General features: G+C 75.9%; 15 protein-coding genes. 8 read left to right on the top strand and 7 right to left on the bottom strand.

Annotated elements, in window-relative coordinates; translation table 11 throughout:
* Window positions 1-73: 73 nt before the first annotated feature.
* Entirely contained in the window at window positions 74-793 is a 720-nt protein-coding gene (locus ACFCX4_RS24270) for an excalibur calcium-binding domain-containing protein (RefSeq protein WP_376145959.1), read from the bottom strand.
* A 512-nt stretch (window positions 794-1,305) separates the two neighbouring features.
* Between ACFCX4_RS24270 and ACFCX4_RS24265 the strand changes: the two genes are divergently transcribed.
* The 4 genes from ACFCX4_RS24265 (at window position 1,306) to ACFCX4_RS24250 (ending at window position 5,738) form a co-directional block, all read left to right on the top strand.
* Entirely contained in the window at window positions 1,306-1,740 is a 435-nt protein-coding gene (locus ACFCX4_RS24265; RefSeq protein ID WP_376145956.1) for a hypothetical protein, read from the top strand.
* A gap of 177 nt (window positions 1,741-1,917) precedes the next feature.
* The gene (gene secD / locus ACFCX4_RS24260) at window positions 1,918-4,260 is read left to right on the top strand and encodes a protein translocase subunit SecD (protein ID WP_376145953.1); all 2,343 of its coding nucleotides are present in this window, start codon (window positions 1,918-1,920) and stop codon (window positions 4,258-4,260) included.
* An 84-nt stretch (window positions 4,261-4,344) separates the two neighbouring features.
* Window positions 4,345-4,797 (top strand): hypothetical protein, encoded by a 453-nt coding sequence (locus ACFCX4_RS24255; protein WP_376145950.1) that lies wholly within the window; start codon window positions 4,345-4,347, stop codon window positions 4,795-4,797.
* A gap of 362 nt (window positions 4,798-5,159) precedes the next feature.
* Window positions 5,160-5,738, top strand: coding sequence for a DUF4240 domain-containing protein (locus tag ACFCX4_RS24250; protein ID WP_376145947.1), 579 nt, complete (start codon window positions 5,160-5,162; stop codon window positions 5,736-5,738).
* 75 nt (window positions 5,739-5,813) lie between these two features.
* On the opposite strand, the gene ACFCX4_RS24245 is transcribed toward ACFCX4_RS24250, so the two are convergent.
* Complete coding sequence (locus tag ACFCX4_RS24245; protein ID WP_376145945.1) at window positions 5,814-6,554, bottom strand: class I SAM-dependent methyltransferase; 741 nt, start codon at window positions 6,552-6,554, stop codon at window positions 5,814-5,816.
* Window positions 6,555-6,705: 151 nt separating this feature from the next.
* On the opposite strand from ACFCX4_RS24245, the gene ACFCX4_RS24240 reads away from it, so the two are divergent.
* Window positions 6,706-7,110, top strand: a complete 405-nt coding sequence (locus ACFCX4_RS24240) for a cupin domain-containing protein (RefSeq protein WP_376145942.1) — start codon at window positions 6,706-6,708, stop codon at window positions 7,108-7,110.
* Between the two features lie 58 nt (window positions 7,111-7,168).
* On the opposite strand, the gene ACFCX4_RS24235 is transcribed toward ACFCX4_RS24240, so the two are convergent.
* The gene (locus tag ACFCX4_RS24235; protein ID WP_376145939.1) at window positions 7,169-8,749 is read right to left on the bottom strand and encodes an FAD-dependent monooxygenase; all 1,581 of its coding nucleotides are present in this window, start codon (window positions 8,747-8,749) and stop codon (window positions 7,169-7,171) included.
* Window positions 8,750-8,882: 133 nt separating this feature from the next.
* On the opposite strand from ACFCX4_RS24235, the gene ACFCX4_RS24230 reads away from it, so the two are divergent.
* The 3 genes from ACFCX4_RS24230 (at window position 8,883) to pntB (ending at window position 12,771) form a co-directional block, all read left to right on the top strand.
* Window positions 8,883-9,518: a TetR/AcrR family transcriptional regulator gene (locus ACFCX4_RS24230; protein ID WP_376145936.1), complete on the top strand. Its 636-nt coding sequence runs from the start codon at window positions 8,883-8,885 to the stop codon at window positions 9,516-9,518.
* Window positions 9,519-9,718: 200 nt separating this feature from the next.
* Window positions 9,719-11,305: a Re/Si-specific NAD(P)(+) transhydrogenase subunit alpha gene (locus ACFCX4_RS24225; RefSeq protein ID WP_376145933.1), complete on the top strand. Its 1,587-nt coding sequence runs from the start codon at window positions 9,719-9,721 to the stop codon at window positions 11,303-11,305.
* A 5-nt stretch (window positions 11,306-11,310) separates the two neighbouring features.
* Window positions 11,311-12,771 carry a Re/Si-specific NAD(P)(+) transhydrogenase subunit beta gene (gene pntB, locus ACFCX4_RS24220; RefSeq protein ID WP_376145930.1) on the top strand — a complete coding sequence of 487 codons (1,461 nt, stop codon included), beginning with the start codon at window positions 11,311-11,313 and terminating at the stop codon, window positions 12,769-12,771.
* 79 nt (window positions 12,772-12,850) lie between these two features.
* Here pntB and ACFCX4_RS24215 read toward each other — a convergent pair whose 3' ends face one another.
* From ACFCX4_RS24215 to ACFCX4_RS24200, 4 genes are all read right to left on the bottom strand, one after another.
* The gene (locus ACFCX4_RS24215; protein ID WP_376145927.1) at window positions 12,851-13,225 is read right to left on the bottom strand and encodes an SH3 domain-containing protein; all 375 of its coding nucleotides are present in this window, start codon (window positions 13,223-13,225) and stop codon (window positions 12,851-12,853) included.
* A gap of 40 nt (window positions 13,226-13,265) precedes the next feature.
* A complete protein-coding gene (locus ACFCX4_RS24210; RefSeq protein WP_376145924.1) occupies window positions 13,266-14,345 on the bottom strand; it encodes a helix-turn-helix domain-containing protein in 1,080 nt (359 codons plus the stop codon).
* A 75-nt stretch (window positions 14,346-14,420) separates the two neighbouring features.
* A complete protein-coding gene (locus ACFCX4_RS24205; RefSeq protein ID WP_376145921.1) occupies window positions 14,421-15,119 on the bottom strand; it encodes a DUF3152 domain-containing protein in 699 nt (232 codons plus the stop codon).
* A gap of 224 nt (window positions 15,120-15,343) precedes the next feature.
* Window positions 15,344-16,528, bottom strand: a complete 1,185-nt coding sequence (locus tag ACFCX4_RS24200) for a low temperature requirement protein A (RefSeq protein ID WP_376145919.1) — start codon at window positions 16,526-16,528, stop codon at window positions 15,344-15,346.
* Window positions 16,529-16,754 lie beyond the last annotated feature (226 nt).

Here is a 16,754-nt window from a genome sequence, read left to right as displayed (position 1 = left end):
GTGGGCGCCGGCGCCGGCGCCCACCCCGCGCGGCTGCACGCCGGGGCGTCCGCCCCCCGGCGGCGCGGTACGGCTACTTCTCGCAGGCGGTTCCGTCGCCGTCGCGGTCGAGGGCCGTGCTGTAGCCGGGGTCTCCCCGGTGCAGCGGGGCGGCGCCGGCGGCCTTCGCCTCGTCGCAGTTGCGGTAGCGGGCCGTCACTGGGGCGGGGGTGCTCCGTTCCGGCGCGGGCGCCGCCGGGGCCTCGGTCGCCCGCACCGGGGGCGCAGCGGCAGCGGCCGGCGGCGTGCCGTGCTCCGGCGCCGGAACGGGTGCGGGGGCCGGGGCGGGGGCGCGGGTGGGTGCGGGAGTCCGTTCGGCCGTGGGGGCGGGGACGGGCGCCGCCACGGGTTCGGGATCGGAGGTCGGCACGGGCGCGGCGGCGGGTGCGGTGCTGGGGAGCGCCTCGGGGGTGGCGGCGGTCGGCTCGGCCGTGGGCGGATCGCTCGGGCTCGCGGCGGCACCGGGCGAGGCCGGCGGGGCGGGGGTCGGCGCGGCGGGGGTCGGCGGGGCGGTGGTGGCCGACAGGACCGCCGGGTCCGTCCCGGCCGGGCCGGCGATCAGCCCGAGCCAGAGGAAGGACATGAAGAGGCACCACACGGAGAGCAGCGCCTTGACGGCGAAGTGCAGGCGCCGTGACCGCCACAGCATCACGGCGGCGACCGGCGGGAGCAGGACGAGCAGGGCGGTCCGGGTCAGCCGGTTGCCCGCGGTACGGGGCTGCGGCGGGAGTGGCGGGCTCTGGTTCGGGTGCACGCGTGAGGTCCTCGGGTCGTCGGGAGGCGCGCCGTGCGTCAGAGCACGACGGGCCGGGCAGCGGTGGTCCCGCGCGTCCGGGCCGGGACCTGGCGATCGCCCCTCGGTGCCCTCCCCCGGGCGGCGCTCCCCTTCCGGCGACCGGGCCACCGCGGCGCGCCGCACCTGTCGAGCGGTGAAGGCGGGCAGCACGACGCGTCCCGTCCCGGACGTTCCGCCGGGTTCAACGACCGCACACGGGACGGGTCACGAGCAGCCGGACGAACCGGCGTCGCTGCGGGAGGCCGCCGAGAGCCTGCGGCAGCACGGCCCCGACCGGGACCGCGTCGCCGAGGACCTCGGGAGGCGGGCCGACGCCCTGGAAGCCGGCCGGGTCACCGCGCGGGCCGGCGTGCGGGCCGGCGTGCGGGCCGCTTCGGCACCCGGCGGGGTCGGGGCGGGGCGGCGTCGCCTAGAGTGAGGGGTTCTTGTGGACGGGACCGGGTGACGGCACGAGCGGGGAGGGGGCCGGAGTGGAGCGACGTGTACGTCGGACCGCGGCGGCCGCGCTGTCCTGCGCGTTCCTCGCGGCCTGGGCCGTCTGCCAGGTGCTCCTCGGCACGGCGACCGGCACCGTGGCTGCCGCGGCGCCGCCCGTCGGCCCCGCCGTCACCGCCCCGGCCGTTCCCGCAGCCCCCGCCGCCGTGCGGCCCGGCCCCGCGGGCCCGGAGGTCCGGCGCACCGCGGACCGCCCCGACTCCGACGTCGCCCAGCGGCGGACGGCAGCCACCGAGCCCGGTGTCCGGCTGCCCGTGCTCCCCCCGGCCGCGCTCCCGGCCGCCCGGACGGACGCCGACCGGCCCCGGCCCGGGGTGTACGCCGCGGGGCCGCGCCAGGAGCGGGCGCCGCCCGCCGACCGCTACGACCCCCGCCACACCCGCGGTCCCCCCACCACCCGGTCCAGCTGACGTTCCACCGCGCCCGCCGACCTGGGTGCCGCGGCCTGCCCGCGGCCCGGGCGGGAGGACTCCGGCCACCGTGCCCGGAGCGTTCCCGGCGGCGCGCCGTCCCCTCGCGTCCGCCCGTCCCGGGTGCGGCGTCCCCCCGTGGACGCCCGGCTCCCGCGGACCGCCCGTGGAGTACCCATGCCTACTCGCCGTGCCACGTTCTGGCGCGCGCTCGTCGCGCTCGCCGTCGTCGGTGTCTCGCTCTACGTCGCCCTGACCACCCCGCCGCGCCTCGGTCTCGACCTGCGCGGCGGCACCCGGATCGTCCTGGAGACCCAGGACTCGCCCACCGTCCGCGCCGACGCGGACGCCACCGACCGGGCGCTGGAGGTGCTGCGCCGCCGGGTCGACGGCCTCGGCGTCGCCGAGCCCTCGCTCGCCCGGGCCGGGGAGCGCCGCATCGTCGTCGAACTCCCCGGCGTCCAGGACCCCCGCGAGGCCGCCGGGGTCATCGGCCGCACCGCCCAGCTCACCTTCCACCCCGTCACGGGGATCGCCGAAGGACCGGCCGGACCGCCCGCGGCGGACGGCTCCCGGGTCCTCGCCGACCCCGGCCTCCCCGGCGGCCACCTGCGGCTGGGGCCGCCGGCGCTGACCGGCGACGGTGTCAAGGACGCCTCGGCCGTCCTCGACACCCGGACGGGCCTCGGCTGGAGCATCGACCTCTCGTTCCGCGGCTCGGCCGGCGACGCCTGGGCCCGGCTCACCGGGGAGGCGGCCTGCGCCGCGCCGGCCGACCCCGCCCGCCGGGTCGCCATCGTGCTCGACGACCGCGTCCTGTCCGCGCCCGGCGTCCAGGACAGCGTGCCCTGCGGGCAGGGCATCACCGGCGGCTCGACGCAGATCACCGGCGGCTTCTCGGGCGACGAGGCCCGCGACCTCGCGGCCCTGGTGAAGGGCGGCGCGCTGCCCGTCCCGGTGACGGTGATCGAGCAGAGCACCGTCGGCCCCACCCTCGGCGCCGAGGCGATCCGGGCCAGTGCGCTGGCCGCGGTCATCGGCCTGCTCTGCACCGGGGTGTTCGTCGTCGCGGTGTACCGCCTGCTCGGGTTGCTGGCCACCGTCGCGCTCGCCCTCTACGGACTGATCTCGTACGCCGCCGTGGTCGCGCTCGGCGCGACGCTCACCCTGCCCGGGCTGGCCGGCTTCGTGCTCGCCGTCGGCATGGCGGTGGACGCCAACGTGCTGGTCTTCGAACGGGCCAGGGAGGAGTACACCGCGCCCCGGGCGGGCGCCCCCGGCCGGGAACGCGACCTGCGGCGTCCGCTCCGCGTCGGCTTCGCGAAGGCGTGGAGCGCGGTGGCCGACTCCAACGTGACGACGCTGCTCGCCGCCGGGCTGCTCTTCGTGTTCGCCACCGGGCCGGTCAAGGGCTTCGGGGTGACGCTGTCGATCGGCGTGCTGGCCTCGATGTTCTCGGCCATGCTGATCACCCGGCTGCTCGCCGAGTGGGCGGTGCGGCGGCCGGCCGTCGCCCGGCGGCCCGCCCTGACCGGCATGGCCACCGTCGGCCGACTCCGGACCCGGCTGAACCGGCGGCCGCCCCGGCTGATGCGCCACCGGCGGCGCTGGCTGGGCGCCTGCGCCGGACTGCTGCTGCTCGCCCTGGCCGGGATCGGCGGACGCGGTCTGGACTTCGGCGTCGAGTTCACCGGGGGCCGGGTCGCCCAGTACACGGCCGCGCAACCGGTCGACGCCGACGCCGCCCGCTCGGCGGTGGTCGGCGCCGGGTTCCCGCAGGCCGTGGTCCAGACCACCGGCGACACCGGTGTGTCCGTCCGCACCAAGGAGACCGGCGACGACCAGCAGCAGCTCATCCGGGACGCGCTGACCGGCGTCACCGGCGAACTGTCCGTGGAGCGCGACGAGCTGATCGGCCCGAGCCTCGGGAACGAGCTGCGCGGCTACGCGCTGGCCGCGCTCGGGCTCGCGGTCGCCGCCCAGCTGCTCTACCTCACGATCCGCTTCCGGTGGACCTTCGCGGCCGCCGCGGTGATCGCGATGGCCCAGGACCTGCTGCTCGTCCTCGGCCTCTTCGCCTGGCTGGGCAAGCCGGTGGACAGCGTCTTCCTCGCCGCGCTGCTCACCATCGTCGGGTACTCGGTCAACGACACGGTGGTGGTCCTGGACCGGCTGCGCGAGCTGCGCCGGACCGGGACGAAGGCGAGCCTGGCGGACCTCGCGGACCGCGCCGTGGCGCAGACCCTCCCCCGGACGGTGAACACCGGCATGGGGGCGCTGTTCGTCCTGGTGGCCCTGGCGGTCCTGGGCGGCGACTCGCTCGCCGACTTCTCGGTGGCGCTGCTGGCCGGCGTCCTGGTGGGCACGGCGTCGACGGTGTTCACCGCGATGCCGGTGGTCGTGCTGCTCCAGGGCCGGTTCCCGGACCGGCCGCGCGGGACCCGGGACGGACACGGGGCCCGGGCACCGCAGGGGGCGGGCAGGGCGAGGGCGCGCGAGCACAACGGCGCGGTGGTCTGACCGGCCCCCGATCCGCTCCCGGCTTCCGGCCGGGAGCGGAAACCGGTTGCGCCGGGCCCCTGCCCGGCGGCGATACTCCGGGGCATGAGCAGAATCGCCGAGGTCATCGTGCTGGCGCAGGACGCGGAGGAGGTGATGGAACCGCTGACCCGGCCCGACCCCGCCCGTACCTGGCAGGGCTGTTTCGCCGCGATGAGCCCGGTGGGCACGTCGGGGTTCGGCTGGGGCACGGAGTTCGGGCGCGTGGGCAGCAGATCCGGCCTGCTGGAGCACCTGGAGTCCCTGCCGTGGCCCCGGCCGGAGACGGTACAGATCCTGATCCACGACGAGGAGGACGACTGCTTCGGTCTCTGGATGATCCACGACGGCAGGCTGGTGGAGGTTCCTCTCCCCCGCACCCGCCGCGCCTGGTGGTCCGGCCCCCCGAAGGCCGGCGCGGCACCCGACCCCGGCATCCTGCGCCGGACGGACTGCCGCCCCGTCACCTGGCCGGAGGAGACCGGGGCCGACCACCAACCCCGCCCCCCGGCCTGGTGACCCGGCTCCGCCCGGTGTCGGCTCACCGCCGGGCGGCGACGGCCACCCGCACTCGCCGGGCCCGGCCCCGGCCCTGACGGATCAGCGGTGCCGTGGGCGACCGGGGCCGCTCGGCCGTGTCCCGGGGGTCACGGGCCGGGCGCGTTTCCGGGCCTCCGTTCGCCCCGGGTGGAGTGGGGAGGCGGAGCCGCCGCCGGGGAGGCATGTCCTGTGGTTCTCGGGGCAGATGGGGGTGGCGGTGCACGGTCTGCCCCACACAGGCCGTGCACCGTCGGCGGTGGTCGCCGCGGTCGCCCTCGCCGGACCTCCCGGTGCCGCGGGCCCGAGCGGGTCTGTCGGTGGGGGTTGCGATCATGTGCGGCATGGACGACGAGATCTTCTGGGCGCTGATGGACGGGTTGGGCAGCCGCGCCGGTGAGCGGGCCGAGCGGCTGGAGTGGCTGCGCGGGGAGTTGCGGCGCGGGTCCGCCGCGGAGGCGGTGGAGTTCCAGGCCCGCCTGGAGACCGCGTGCGCCGCGGTTGCCACCGACGGACTGTGGCGGGCCGTGCGGCGGATCGAGGGCGGGCTGTGCTCCGACGACGGCTTCGACTACTTCGCGCTCTGGCTGGTGGCCCAGGGGCGGGGGACGTACCGGAAGGTGCTCGCCGATCCGGACGCCCTCGCCGGCGTCGCCGAGGTGCGGGCCCTGGTGGGGCGACACGTCCGCGAGTGGCGTGACGACGAGTGGCCGGAGTGGGAGGAGCTGGACTACGTGGCCCAGGAGGTGTTCGGCGAACTGACGGGCCTGCCGGACGACGGGCAGGAGGCGTTCCACGACGCGCTGGACGCCGTCCAGGAGGCCCGGGCGGAGCCGGAGGACGAGCCCGGCACCGCGGAGGCCGCACCCGGGGCCGGGACGCCCCGGCTCGACGCCCTCTTCCCGGCGGTGGCCGGCTCCTGAACAGCGGAGCGGCCCGCGCGGTGCCCGCCGGGCGGCCGGACGGGCGCGGGCCGGGACGTCAGGGGGCCGGCCGGCTCAGGCCGGGCCCAGCAGCAGCCACTTGGCGGGCAGGTCGATCCGGGTGCCCTCGGCGGTGAACTCGGTCGTGCAGAGCGGGAGTTCTCCTGAGTCGAGGACGGCGAGCCCGGCCTCGGCGAAGAGTTCGGCGAAGGCCGTGTCGGCGACCTCGGCCGGGGCGAGGCCGTGGGAGAGGACCGGGCGGAGCTTCGGGGGCGGCCCCTCGGGGCGGCGGGCGAGGTCCGCCAGGACCTGTTTGGCCGCCTCGGCGAGCTCGACGACGAAGGCCCGGCCCCGCCCGTCTCCCCCCTCCCGCGCGCCGACCAGGGTGGCGACGGCCTCCGCGACCGGCCGCCGGTCGGCCGGTTCGCTCTGGTGGATCACGCCGCGCACGTAGACGTTGGCGTCGCCGAGTCGCTCGTGCAGGGCGCGGACGGCCGCGGGGTCGGTGGCGTCCAGCCGTTCGTAGCCGGCCCGCGCCTCCGGGTCCGCGCGGCGGGCGCGCTCGACGGCGGCGGCGGACAGGTCGACGCCGAGGACGCGGGGGAACCGGCCGGCGAGGAAGCGGGTCAGGGTGCCGTTGCCGCAGCCCAGGTCGACGACGGGGAGGTCCGGGTCGGCGAGCCGGGGGCGGAACAGCGCGAGGTGGCGCTCCGCCGTGAGGGCGGGCTCCGCGTCCCACATGACCTCCCCCGGCCCCTCGGGCGCGTCGCGCCAGAAGCCCTCCCAGGCGTCCAGGTACCGATGCGTCACGCTCATGGCGGAAACCTCCCGATGTCACCGACAGTACCGGGTCCGTGTCTATCGGTCCCGGGGGCGCAGGACAAGCATCCTGCGGAACGCGCCCTCCCGGCCGGGCAGGGTCGCGGTGACCCGGGGGCGGGACCGGGCCGGTGGAAGGATGGCCCGCATGACGGATGCGGAGGCCCTCGGCGAGGGCGCGGTGCTGGACGACCTGCTGCGGGAGGCGGCCGCCGACCAGGGCGGGGCGCTGTGGCGGCTGACCGGGGCCGGGCGCCAGCTCGACGCGAACGTGGTGCGGCTGCGACCGGGGGCGACCGTTCCCGAGCACGTCGAACCGGACCTGGACGTGCTGGTGCTGGGGATCGCGGGGCAGGGGACGCTGCGGTGCGGCGGTGTCGCCCACGACCTGCTGCCGGGCGTGCTGCGGCTGGTGCCGCACGGCGCCGCGCGCGGCGTGGCGGCCGGGCCGGAGGGCGCCGTCTACCTCACCGTGCACCGCCGGCGGCCGGGGATGGCGATCCGCTCCCGGCCGGGAGCCCCCGACTCCGGTTCCCGGGCCCCGATCCCCTGATCCCCCGGCCCCCGTTCCCCGCGTCCGCGCACCCCGGGTCCACCGCGACCGGGGCACATCACCCGCCCAGCGCGGCCAGGTACCCGAGCACCTCGGCGCGGCCGGTCGCCGGGGCGATGAGGGCGACGTGGTTGTCGGGCCTGACGAGCACCAGCGCGTCACCGGTGATCCCGTACGCCCGGCGGACGGTGGCGTCTGGGTCGTCCAGCGGCACCGGACGCACGTGGCCGGGCAGCCCGGCGAGGGCGGGGCGGGCGGAGGCGCCGAGGCCCAGCAGGGTGAAGCGGTCACCGGCGAACCGTTCGAAGAGCCGGGACGGCGTGCCGTCGGGGCCGGGACAGGGGCCGTCGGGCGCCCGGTCCCCCGCCCTGGCCGGGCCGTCGACCCGGTCCGAGGGCCCGTCCGGCGCCCGCTCGGAGGACCCGTCCGAGGGCCGCCCGGAGGACCGGCCGGAGGACCGGCCGGCCACGTCGCCGCCGCGGTGCGTGCCACCGGCGAGGCGGCTCCAGCGGTAGCCGAGCGAGAGCCCGGTCAGGTCGCCCACCCGCCCCGCCTCCACGCCGGTCCCGGGGACGGTGATCCCCTCGGCGACGGCCGCCATGCCCGCGCTGGTGACGTCGAGCGTCCAGACCGCGATCGGCAGCCGCTCCTCCTGGTAGGTGTCCAGCAGTCCGGGTGCGGCGAGGCCGCGCACCACGTACCCGAGCTTCCAGGCCAGGTTCCACGCGTCCTGGATCCCGGTGTTCATGCCGAGCCCGCCCGCCGTGGGGTGGACGTGCGCGCAGTCGCCGGCCAGGAGGACCCGCCCCTCCCGGAAGCGCTCGGCGACCCGGACGTTGACCCGCCAGGTGGAGAGCCAGGTGGCGCTGGACAGCCGCAGGTCCGTACGGCCGGTGTGCAGGGCGGCCAGCCTCCGGAAGCCCTCCAACGACGGCGCGAGCACCCGGCCGCCGGCGTCCCGCTCGGGACTGGACTGCAGCTGCCAGCGGCGGGTGCCCGGGAAGGGGCAGAGCATGAACGCTCCGCGCGGGCCGAACCACTGGTGCCAGGCCCCCGGGTCCAGCCCCTCCACCTCGACGTCGCCGCAGACCATCACCGGCTCCGGGTCACCGTCGCCCACGAACGGGATGCCCAGCAGCCCCCGCACCGTGGAGCGCCCGCCGTCGCAGGCGACCAGGTACTCGGCGGCGATCCGCCCGCCGTCGGCGAGCCGGGCCTCGACACCGGCGCCGTCCTGCCGCAGGCCGGTCAGCGCGGTGGCCTGTTCGACCGCCACCCCGTACCCGGCGAGCCGTTCGCGCAGCAGCCGTTCCACCCGGGTCTGCGGCAGCCAGAGGCTCGCCGGGTACGGGGTGGCGGCGCTGGGCAGGGCGCCGGCGAACGGCTCGGTCTCGTTGACGAACGCGCCCTCGAAGTACTTGCGGAACGGCAGGTGGGTGCGGCCCGCGGCCGCCAGCGGCCCGGCCAGGCCGAGGTCGGCGAGCACCTCCAGACTGCGCGGGTTGAGGGTCTTGCCGCGCGAGCCGGTCGGGTGCGCGCGGGCCCGGTCGATCACCCGGACCGCCACGCCCTGCCGGGCCAGTCCGCACGCGAGGGTCAGTCCGGTCGGCCCCGCCCCCACGATCAGCACCGTCGTCATGGATCTCTCCTTCTCCGGTCTCCGGTCTCCGGTCTCCCGGACCGCTCGGCCCCCTCCATGGAATCGCAACCGAGTAACTAACGCAACCCAGTTACAAATTTTCCCGAGTTGCGACCGGCGCTATGATCTCCCCATGAGCCCGAACGAGCCGGATCCGGGTCTGCGCGCCCTGAAGAAGCAGCGCACCCGGCAGGCCATCGCCGACACCGCCATCGCCCTCTTCCTGGAGCGGGGTTTCGACCGGGTCTCGGTGGCGGAGATCGCCGCCGCCGCCGAGGTCTCCAAGCCCACCCTGTTCCGCTACTTCGCCACCAAGGAGGAGCTGGTCCTGCACCGCTTCGCCGACCACCTCGGCGAAGCCGGACGGGTGGTGCGCGCCCGGCCCGCCGGGGTCACCCCGCTGGACGCCCTGGAGCGCCACCACCTGGAGCGGCTGGCGGCCCGCGACCCCAGCACCGGGCTCTCCGCCGACCCCGGGGTGCTCGCCTTCCTCCGGCTGGTCTACGAGACCCCCGGGCTCTCCGCCCAGCTGATGGACTACCTCGACGCGGACACCCGGGCGCTCACCGAGGCGCTGGACCCGGACGGCGGTACGGCCGCCCGGCTCGTCGCCGCCCAGTTCGTGGCGGTCCGCCAGGTGCTCGCCCACGCCGTCTGGGCCCGGCTGGCCGCCGGGCAGGACGTCGAGGAGGCCGGCCGGCAGGCCGCGGCCGACACCGCCACCGCGTTCGCCCTGCTGCGAAACGGAGCCGGCGCCCACGGATTCTGACCCCGCGGGCGCCGCCCGGCCCCCTCCCGCCCCTGCCGCCCCAAGGGTCGGTGGAGCGCGAACCGGTGAAGCACATCACGGCGGCGCCCCGGTGCCCCGCGGCGCCGTGGCGGGTAGGTTCCTGCCCCCGAGGGAAGCGAGACTCCCCTCGGACGCGGATCCCGCCGTCATCGGCTCCTTCGAGGAGAGAGGCACGAGTGATGTCTGCACAGCACTCCACGCACCACCCCCCGCGACGCGTCGGCGTGGTCGCCGAATCGGCCGCCGGGGAGACCCGCGTCGCCGCGACACCGTCGACGGTCCGGGGGATCCTCGCCCTCGGCTACCGGGTCGTCGTCGAGTCCGGCGCGGGCGCGGCCTCCGGCTTCACCGACGAGGCCTACACCGGGGCCGGGGCGGAGATCGCCGACGCCTGGACGGCCGACGTCGTGCTGAAGGTCAACGCGCCGTCGGCCGCGGAGATCGCCCGGCTGAGCGACGGTGCCGTCCTGATCGGCCTGCTCGCCCCGGCCCAGCGGCCCGACCTGCTGGCGGAGCTGGCGCGGCGTCCGGTCACCGCGCTGGCCCTGGACGCGGTACCGCGGATCTCCCGCGCGCAGTCGATGGACGTGCTCAGCTCGATGGCGAACATCGCCGGGTACCGGGCGGTGATCGAGGCGGCGCACGTGTTCGGCCGGTTCTTCACCGGCCAGGTGACGGCCGCCGGCAAGGTCCCGCCGGCCAAGGTCCTGGTGGCCGGGGCGGGCGTGGCCGGGCTCGCCGCGATCGGCGCCGCCTCCAGCCTTGGCGCGATCGTCCGCGCCACCGACCCCCGGCCCGAGGTCGCCGACCAGGTCAGGTCGCTGGGCGCCGAGTACCTCGCGGTGGAGGCCGTCCAGGAGACGGGCACCGACGGCTACGCCCGGGCGACCTCGGCGGACTACGACCGGGCGGCGGCGGCGCTCTACCGCGCGCAGGCCCAGGACGTGGACATCGTCGTCACCACCGCCCTGATCCCCGGCCGGCCGGCCCCGCGCCTGCTCACCGCCGCGGACGTGGCGGCGATGAAGCCGGGCAGCGTCGTCGTCGACATGGCCGCCGCGCAGGGCGGCAACGTCGAGGGCACGGTGCCCGGCCGCACGGTGGTCACCGGCAACGGCGTCACCGTCATCGGCTACACCGACCTCGCCGCCCGGCTGCCGGCCCAGGCCTCGCAGCTGTTCGGCACCAACCTGGTCAACCTGCTGAAGCTGCTGACGCCGGAACGGGACGGGCAGCCGGTCCTGGACTTCGAGGACGTGGTGCAGCGGGCGGTGACCGTGGTCCGGTCCGGTGAGATCACCTGGCCGCCGCCGCCCGTGGCCGTCTCCGCCGCTCCCGCTCCAGCTCCCGGACCCGGGTCCGCGACGGCGGCCGGCGCAGCGGCGGCGGCACCCCGGCGCTCCGGGCCCGCCCCGGCCGTCCGGTTCGGCCTGACCGCCGCCGGGATGCTCGCGATGTTCCTGCTGGTCGGCTTCGCCCCGGCCCAACTGGCCCGGAACTTCACGGTGTTCGCACTCGCCGTGGTGATCGGCTACTACGTGATCGGCAAGGTCCACCACGCCCTGCACACCCCGCTGATGTCGGTCACCAACGCGATCTCCGGGATCGTGGTGGTCGGCGCGCTGCTGCAGATCGGGCACGAGAGCACGCTCGTCACCGTGCTCTCGTGCATCGCCGTGCTGCTGACGAGCATCAACGTCTTCGGCGGGTTCGCCGTCACCCGCCGCATGCTGAGCATGTTCTCCTCGTCCCCCGAAAGGCGCTGAGGCCGATGACCTCCACCACCGCAGCCCACGCCGCGGACCTGGTCGCGGCCCTGCTGTTCATCCTCAGCCTGGCGGGGCTCTCCCAGCACCGCACCTCCCGCGCCGGTGTCGTCTACGGCATCGCGGGCATGGCGCTCGCCCTGGTCGCCACCGTGGTGGTGGCGGCGCAGAGCATCACCGCGGGCGCCGTCGCCCTGATCGTCCTCGCCATGGCGCTGGGCGGCGCGATCGGCCTCCGGCGGGCGCGGCAGGTCGGGATGACGCAGATGCCGGAGCTCATCGCCGTCCTGCACAGCTTCGTCGGACTCGCCGCCGTGCTGGTCGGCTGGAACAGCTACCTGGAGGTCGAGGCGCACGGCCCGGCCCAGACCGCCGTCCCCGCCGACCTGCTGGGGATCCATCACGCCGAGGTGGTGATCGGCGTGTTCATCGGCGCGGTCACCTTCACCGGCTCGATCGTCGCCTTCCTCAAGCTGTCCGGCCGGATCGCCTCCCGGCCGCTGATGCTGCCCGGCAAGAACGCGCTGAACACCGGCGCGCTGGGCGCGTTCGTGGCACTCACGGTCTGGTTCACCGCCGGACCGGGCCTCGGGCTGATGATCGCGGTGACCGTGCTGGCGCTCGCGCTCGGCTGGCACCTGGTCGCCTCGATCGGCGGCGGCGACATGCCGGTGGTCGTCTCCATGCTCAACAGCTACTCCGGCTGGGCCGCCGCGGCCGCCGGGTTCCTGCTCGACAACAACCTGCTCATCGTCACCGGCGCGCTGGTCGGCTCCTCGGGCGCCTACCTGTCGTACATCATGTGCCGGGCGATGAACCGCTCCTTCCTCTCCGTCATCGCCGGCGGCTTCGGCATCGAGGCACCGACGGGCAGCGGGGAGGAGCAGGGCGAGCACCGCGAGATCCACGCCGAGGAGGCGGCCCGGCAGCTGGCGCAGGCCAAGTCGGTGGTCATCACCCCCGGCTACGGCATGGCGGTGGCCCAGGCGCAGCACCCCGTCGCGGACCTCACCCGCCGGCTGCGCGAGCGCGGCGTCGAGGTGCGGTTCGGTGTCCACCCGGTCGCCGGGCGGCTGCCCGGTCACATGAACGTGCTGCTGGCCGAGGCGAAGGTGCCCTACGACATCGTCCTGGAGATGGACGAGATCAACGACGACTTCGCCGCCACCGGCGTGGTCCTGGTCATCGGTGCCAACGACACCGTCAATCCGGCCGCCATGGACGATCCCGCCAGCCCGATCGCCGGCATGCCGGTGCTGCGGGTCTGGGAGGCGGAGCAGGTGATCGTCTTCAAGCGCTCGATGGCCTCCGGCTACGCGGGGGTGCAGAACCCGCTGTTCTTCCGGGAGAACAGCGCCATGCTCTTCGGGGACGCCCGGCAGAGCGTCGAGTCCATCCTGCGTGCCCTGGACGGCGGCCGGCCGGACGGGCACAGCACCGCGCGGTCCGACCGGGCCGGCGTGTAGGGCGTGTCCTTCGAACCACTGCCGGACCGGCGGCGCGGGTGCGGCCGCACCGCCGGTCCGGGGCCGGGCCGGGCGCCGGTCAGCAGCGGACGAGGCTGCCGCCGTCGGTGAGGAGGTCGTCGCGGATCCAGCCCTTGACCCCGGTGGCGTCGTTGCGGGCGTAGGTCCAGGTGTAGTCACCGACCGGGAGGTAGCAGTGGTAGTCGATCAGCTGGGTCGAGTAGGCCACCCCCAGCGCCGCACAACCGGTGCTCGGGCCGCTGCGCATGTTGACGCCGTTCTTGGAGCTCTTGTGCCAGGTGCTGCTGTCCTTGTCGCCGTAGGTCACGTTGCACGCGGCGGCGGGCGCGGCCGTGTCGGCGGCGCCGGCCGGGACGGCGGCGGCCAGCGGCACGATCAGGGCGGCGGCGGCCAGCGCGAGGGCGGTGGCGGTGCGCTTGGTGGGACGGTGCATCGAGGTCCTCCGTGGGTTCGGCGGGACCGCTCCGGCCCCGCTACCGGGAAGCGCTCCGCGGCCCGGTGGCCGGTGTGCGCTCCGGTACGACCGTCGCACCGGAGCCCTCGCGGATCGATGGCTGTGCGTGCCGACCGGTTGGCCATGCGTGCCGCTCCCGGTCGCGCGCGCGTTCGCGCCACTCCCCGGGCGGCACGCCGTAGGCGGTGCGGAAGGCGCGGGTGAACTCGGCGGGCCGCGGGAAGCCCCAGCGCGCGGCGACGGCGTGGACGGTGAACTGCCGCAGGTTCGGGTCGGCCAGGTCGACGCGGCAGCGTTCGAGCCGGCGGTGGCGGATGTGCGCGGCCGGTGTCGTGCCCTGCGCGCCGAAGACCCGGTAGAGGGTGCGCAGCGAGATCCGGTGGGCGTCGGCGACGGCCCGGGGGTCGAGCCACTCGGCCGGGAGGTGGTCGTCGACGAAGGAGAGGATCCGCAGGTAGAGGACGCGCTCCCGGGACTCGCCGGGCACCGCGGTGAGCCGGTCGAGGTGGTGGGCGAGGAAGGTCTCGGTCAGGTCGGTGAGCACCCGGCCGAGGCGGGCCGCCTGGCCCGCGTTCTCCGGGCACTCGGCGGTGAGCGCCGTCATGAAGCCGGCGAGCAGGCGGCCCGTGCCCTCGTCTCCGGTGAGCGGTGTCGCGAGCAGGGAGGCGATCTCCCGGTGCGGCAGGTGCAGGAGCCGTTTGGGGACCTGGACCATCAGGCACTGGACCCGGCCCTGCTCCGGCCCGACGAAGGCCTCGAACGGGCGCGAGCTGTCGTGGACGACGAGGTCGCCCGGCCCGGGGAGTCCGCTGTGGCCGGCCTGCTCGATGCCCGGGCGGCCGTGGCGGACCAGGACCACCTGGTACTGCTCGGGGTCGGACTGCCGGACGAGCCGCGGGGTGCGCCGCAGGGCCAGCGGCGAGTAGTTCATGGCGATCAGCCGGCAGTCCCCGAGCTCCACGGCGGCCAGGTGGGCCATGAAGCCGGCCGGGTCGAGCGATCTCATCCGAACGGTGACCGTCCCCCGGACGGCGACCTCCTGCCATGCCCCGATCCGGTCGGCCTCCGGCACCCGGGCGCTGTCGTAGATGGTTTCCACTCGACCCCCTGACATGGCGGCGTCAATGGCAGACCAGTCTACCTCCGCAGCGGGGGCCCTCCGGGTGACGAGCCGTCACGGCAGGGGCGTGGGCGCGTTCGGCGGCACCGGCGGGCCGGTGATCGGGCTGCCGTCCTCGGCGTAGGGCCAGCCGTTCGGGACGCAGCCGTGCAGTCCCTTGATCTGCTGCATCATCGCCGGGGCCGGCAGCCCCTGCCCGGGGCAGTCCACGTGGCCCTGGCCGAGGAAGTGCCCGACCTCGTGGTTGACCGCGAGCGCGTGGTACAGCTCGGGCTTGCCGGTGTAGAACTCCGACAGCTCCGTCCAGCGCTTGAGGTTGATGACCACCTGGTGACCGGCCGCGCAGTTCACCCAGCCCCCGGTGTCCAGCCCGTACTGGCCGCAGATCCGGTCGGTGGACCCGGGGGTGGCCAGGTAGACGGTGAAGTCGACCGGGTCGGCGGCGACCCGCTGGAAGGACCACTTGCCGCCGGCGGCCCAGCCGCGCTTCACGTCCCCGAGGACGGTGTCGACCTCGGCGGCGAACTTCTCCGGGCTCACCTTCAGCCCGTCCTCCGCCCGCACCTTGTAGCGGAACAGCTGCTCACCCGCGCCGAAGCGGGCGGACTCCCCGGTGGCCGTCGTGAAGGCCAGTGGCCTGGGCCCCTTCTCCGCCCACGGCTGCCACCACAGCAGTCCCGCCGTCACCGCGGCCACCACCGCCAGCGCGACCGCGGCGTACCCCGTCCGCCCGCCGAGGGCCGGGGCCTTCACCCGGCCCGCCCGGTGAGGGCGCCGGGTATCGCGGCCGGGGCCGGCGGGATCGGCACGGCCCTGCCGGACGCGACGGCACTGTGATTCCTGGGCATATCGACTGACAACTCCTCGAACGGGACCGAATCGGGCCATCGGTCACGCAGGGAGACACGCCAGGAACCGGGTCCGTGGTTCACACGCCCCGAAGGACTGCCCGATCGGTCACCGGGCACCGGGCGATGCTATCCCGGGGGCCCGGCGGGCATCGTCAGCAGGACCCTTCGGTGCACGCCGGTCAGGACCGCGACCAGCACGACGAGGATCGCGTCCAGCAACAGCACCGAGGCCAGCGGGGCCAGCCGGCAGGCCGCCAGGCCACCCGCGGCGAAGACCGGACAGGCGAGCAGCCGCGCGCCCCAGGCCCGCCCGGTGTTGAGCCAGTACCACCAGGCCTGGGTGAGCACGTAGAGGGCCGGGCCGCCGAACAGCAGCAGTCCGGCCTCGGGACTGCCGGGTCCGGTGGGGTGGGCGATCGAGAGTTCCGCGCCGACCGCGAGGGCGACCAGGCCGGCCAGGGTGGTGTACTGGCCGCTGACCGCGCGGCGGACCGGCAGCAACGGGTCCGCCGAGGCCGCGACGTACCGGGCGAGGATCGACTCACCGCCCCGGAAGTAGCTCGCGCAAAGGCAGACCAGGGCGACGAACGCGCCGAGCCCGGCGGTCACGCTCGGCACGTCCACCGGGGCGGCGGAGATCGCCCCACCGATCGTCAGGACGGTCTCACCGAGCTGAAGGATGATGAACAGCCGGATCCGTTCCACCATGTGCTCGGCGTCGAAGGCGAGCTCCCGGGAGCCGAGGACGTTGCCGGGCAGGGGGTGGGCGAGCCAGACGCCGGTCATGTCGACAGCGGCGGCCAGGGCCCACCAGAACAGCCGCGGCCCGGGCCCCACGGCCGCCCCGGCCACCCACAGCGGGACCGAGAGCGCGGCCCACGCCGTCACCCGGTGGTAGTGGCGCCGCAGGGCCGGGGTCGGCGCGGCGAAGGCGGCGGTGAGGTCCGTCAGGAGCAGGATCGCCACCAGCGGGACCACGAAGGCCCACGGCCGGCCGGCGAACGCGTGCGGGATCTGGGCGTTCATGAACAGACCCAGGCCCATCACCACCAGCACCAGCGCCCTGGTGCGGGGACGCTCGACGTCCAGGAAGGTCGCGTCGAAGCTCGTGAGAGCCCACAGGCTCAGCACCGCCACCAGCATCACCGCGGTCTCGGCGCCGCCGCGCCAGGAGAGCACCGCGTGCAGGTGCTCCGCGAGCCGGCCGATGGCGAAGACGAAGACCAGGTCGAAGAAGAGCTCCAGCGGGGAGACGTTCCGGCGCGGGCCGGCGAACAGCGCGCCGGTCAGGGGGCTGGGGTCGCTCGGCATAGGTTCACGATCCGGCCGGACCCCACCGGGCGCAATCCGGGCCGGACGCACCGCGGCCCGGGTGCGCGCATGGCGCACCCGGGCCGCGTGGTGGTGGTGCCGTGGCGTCGGACGCCGTGGTGTCAGGCGGCGAGGGTCTTCTCCAGGGCTTCGAGGCCGTCGGCGTAGATGCCGTGGAAGAGGTCGACGGTCTCCTGTTCGGTGGCGCCCTTGGGGTTGAAGCGGC

Source organism: Kitasatospora sp. NPDC056327 (assembly GCF_042261735.1).
Taxonomy (GTDB): domain Bacteria; phylum Actinomycetota; class Actinomycetes; order Streptomycetales; family Streptomycetaceae; genus Kitasatospora.
The sequence above is the reverse complement of the archived record's forward strand: the minus strand, read 5'-3'. Positions and strand labels throughout refer to the sequence as shown.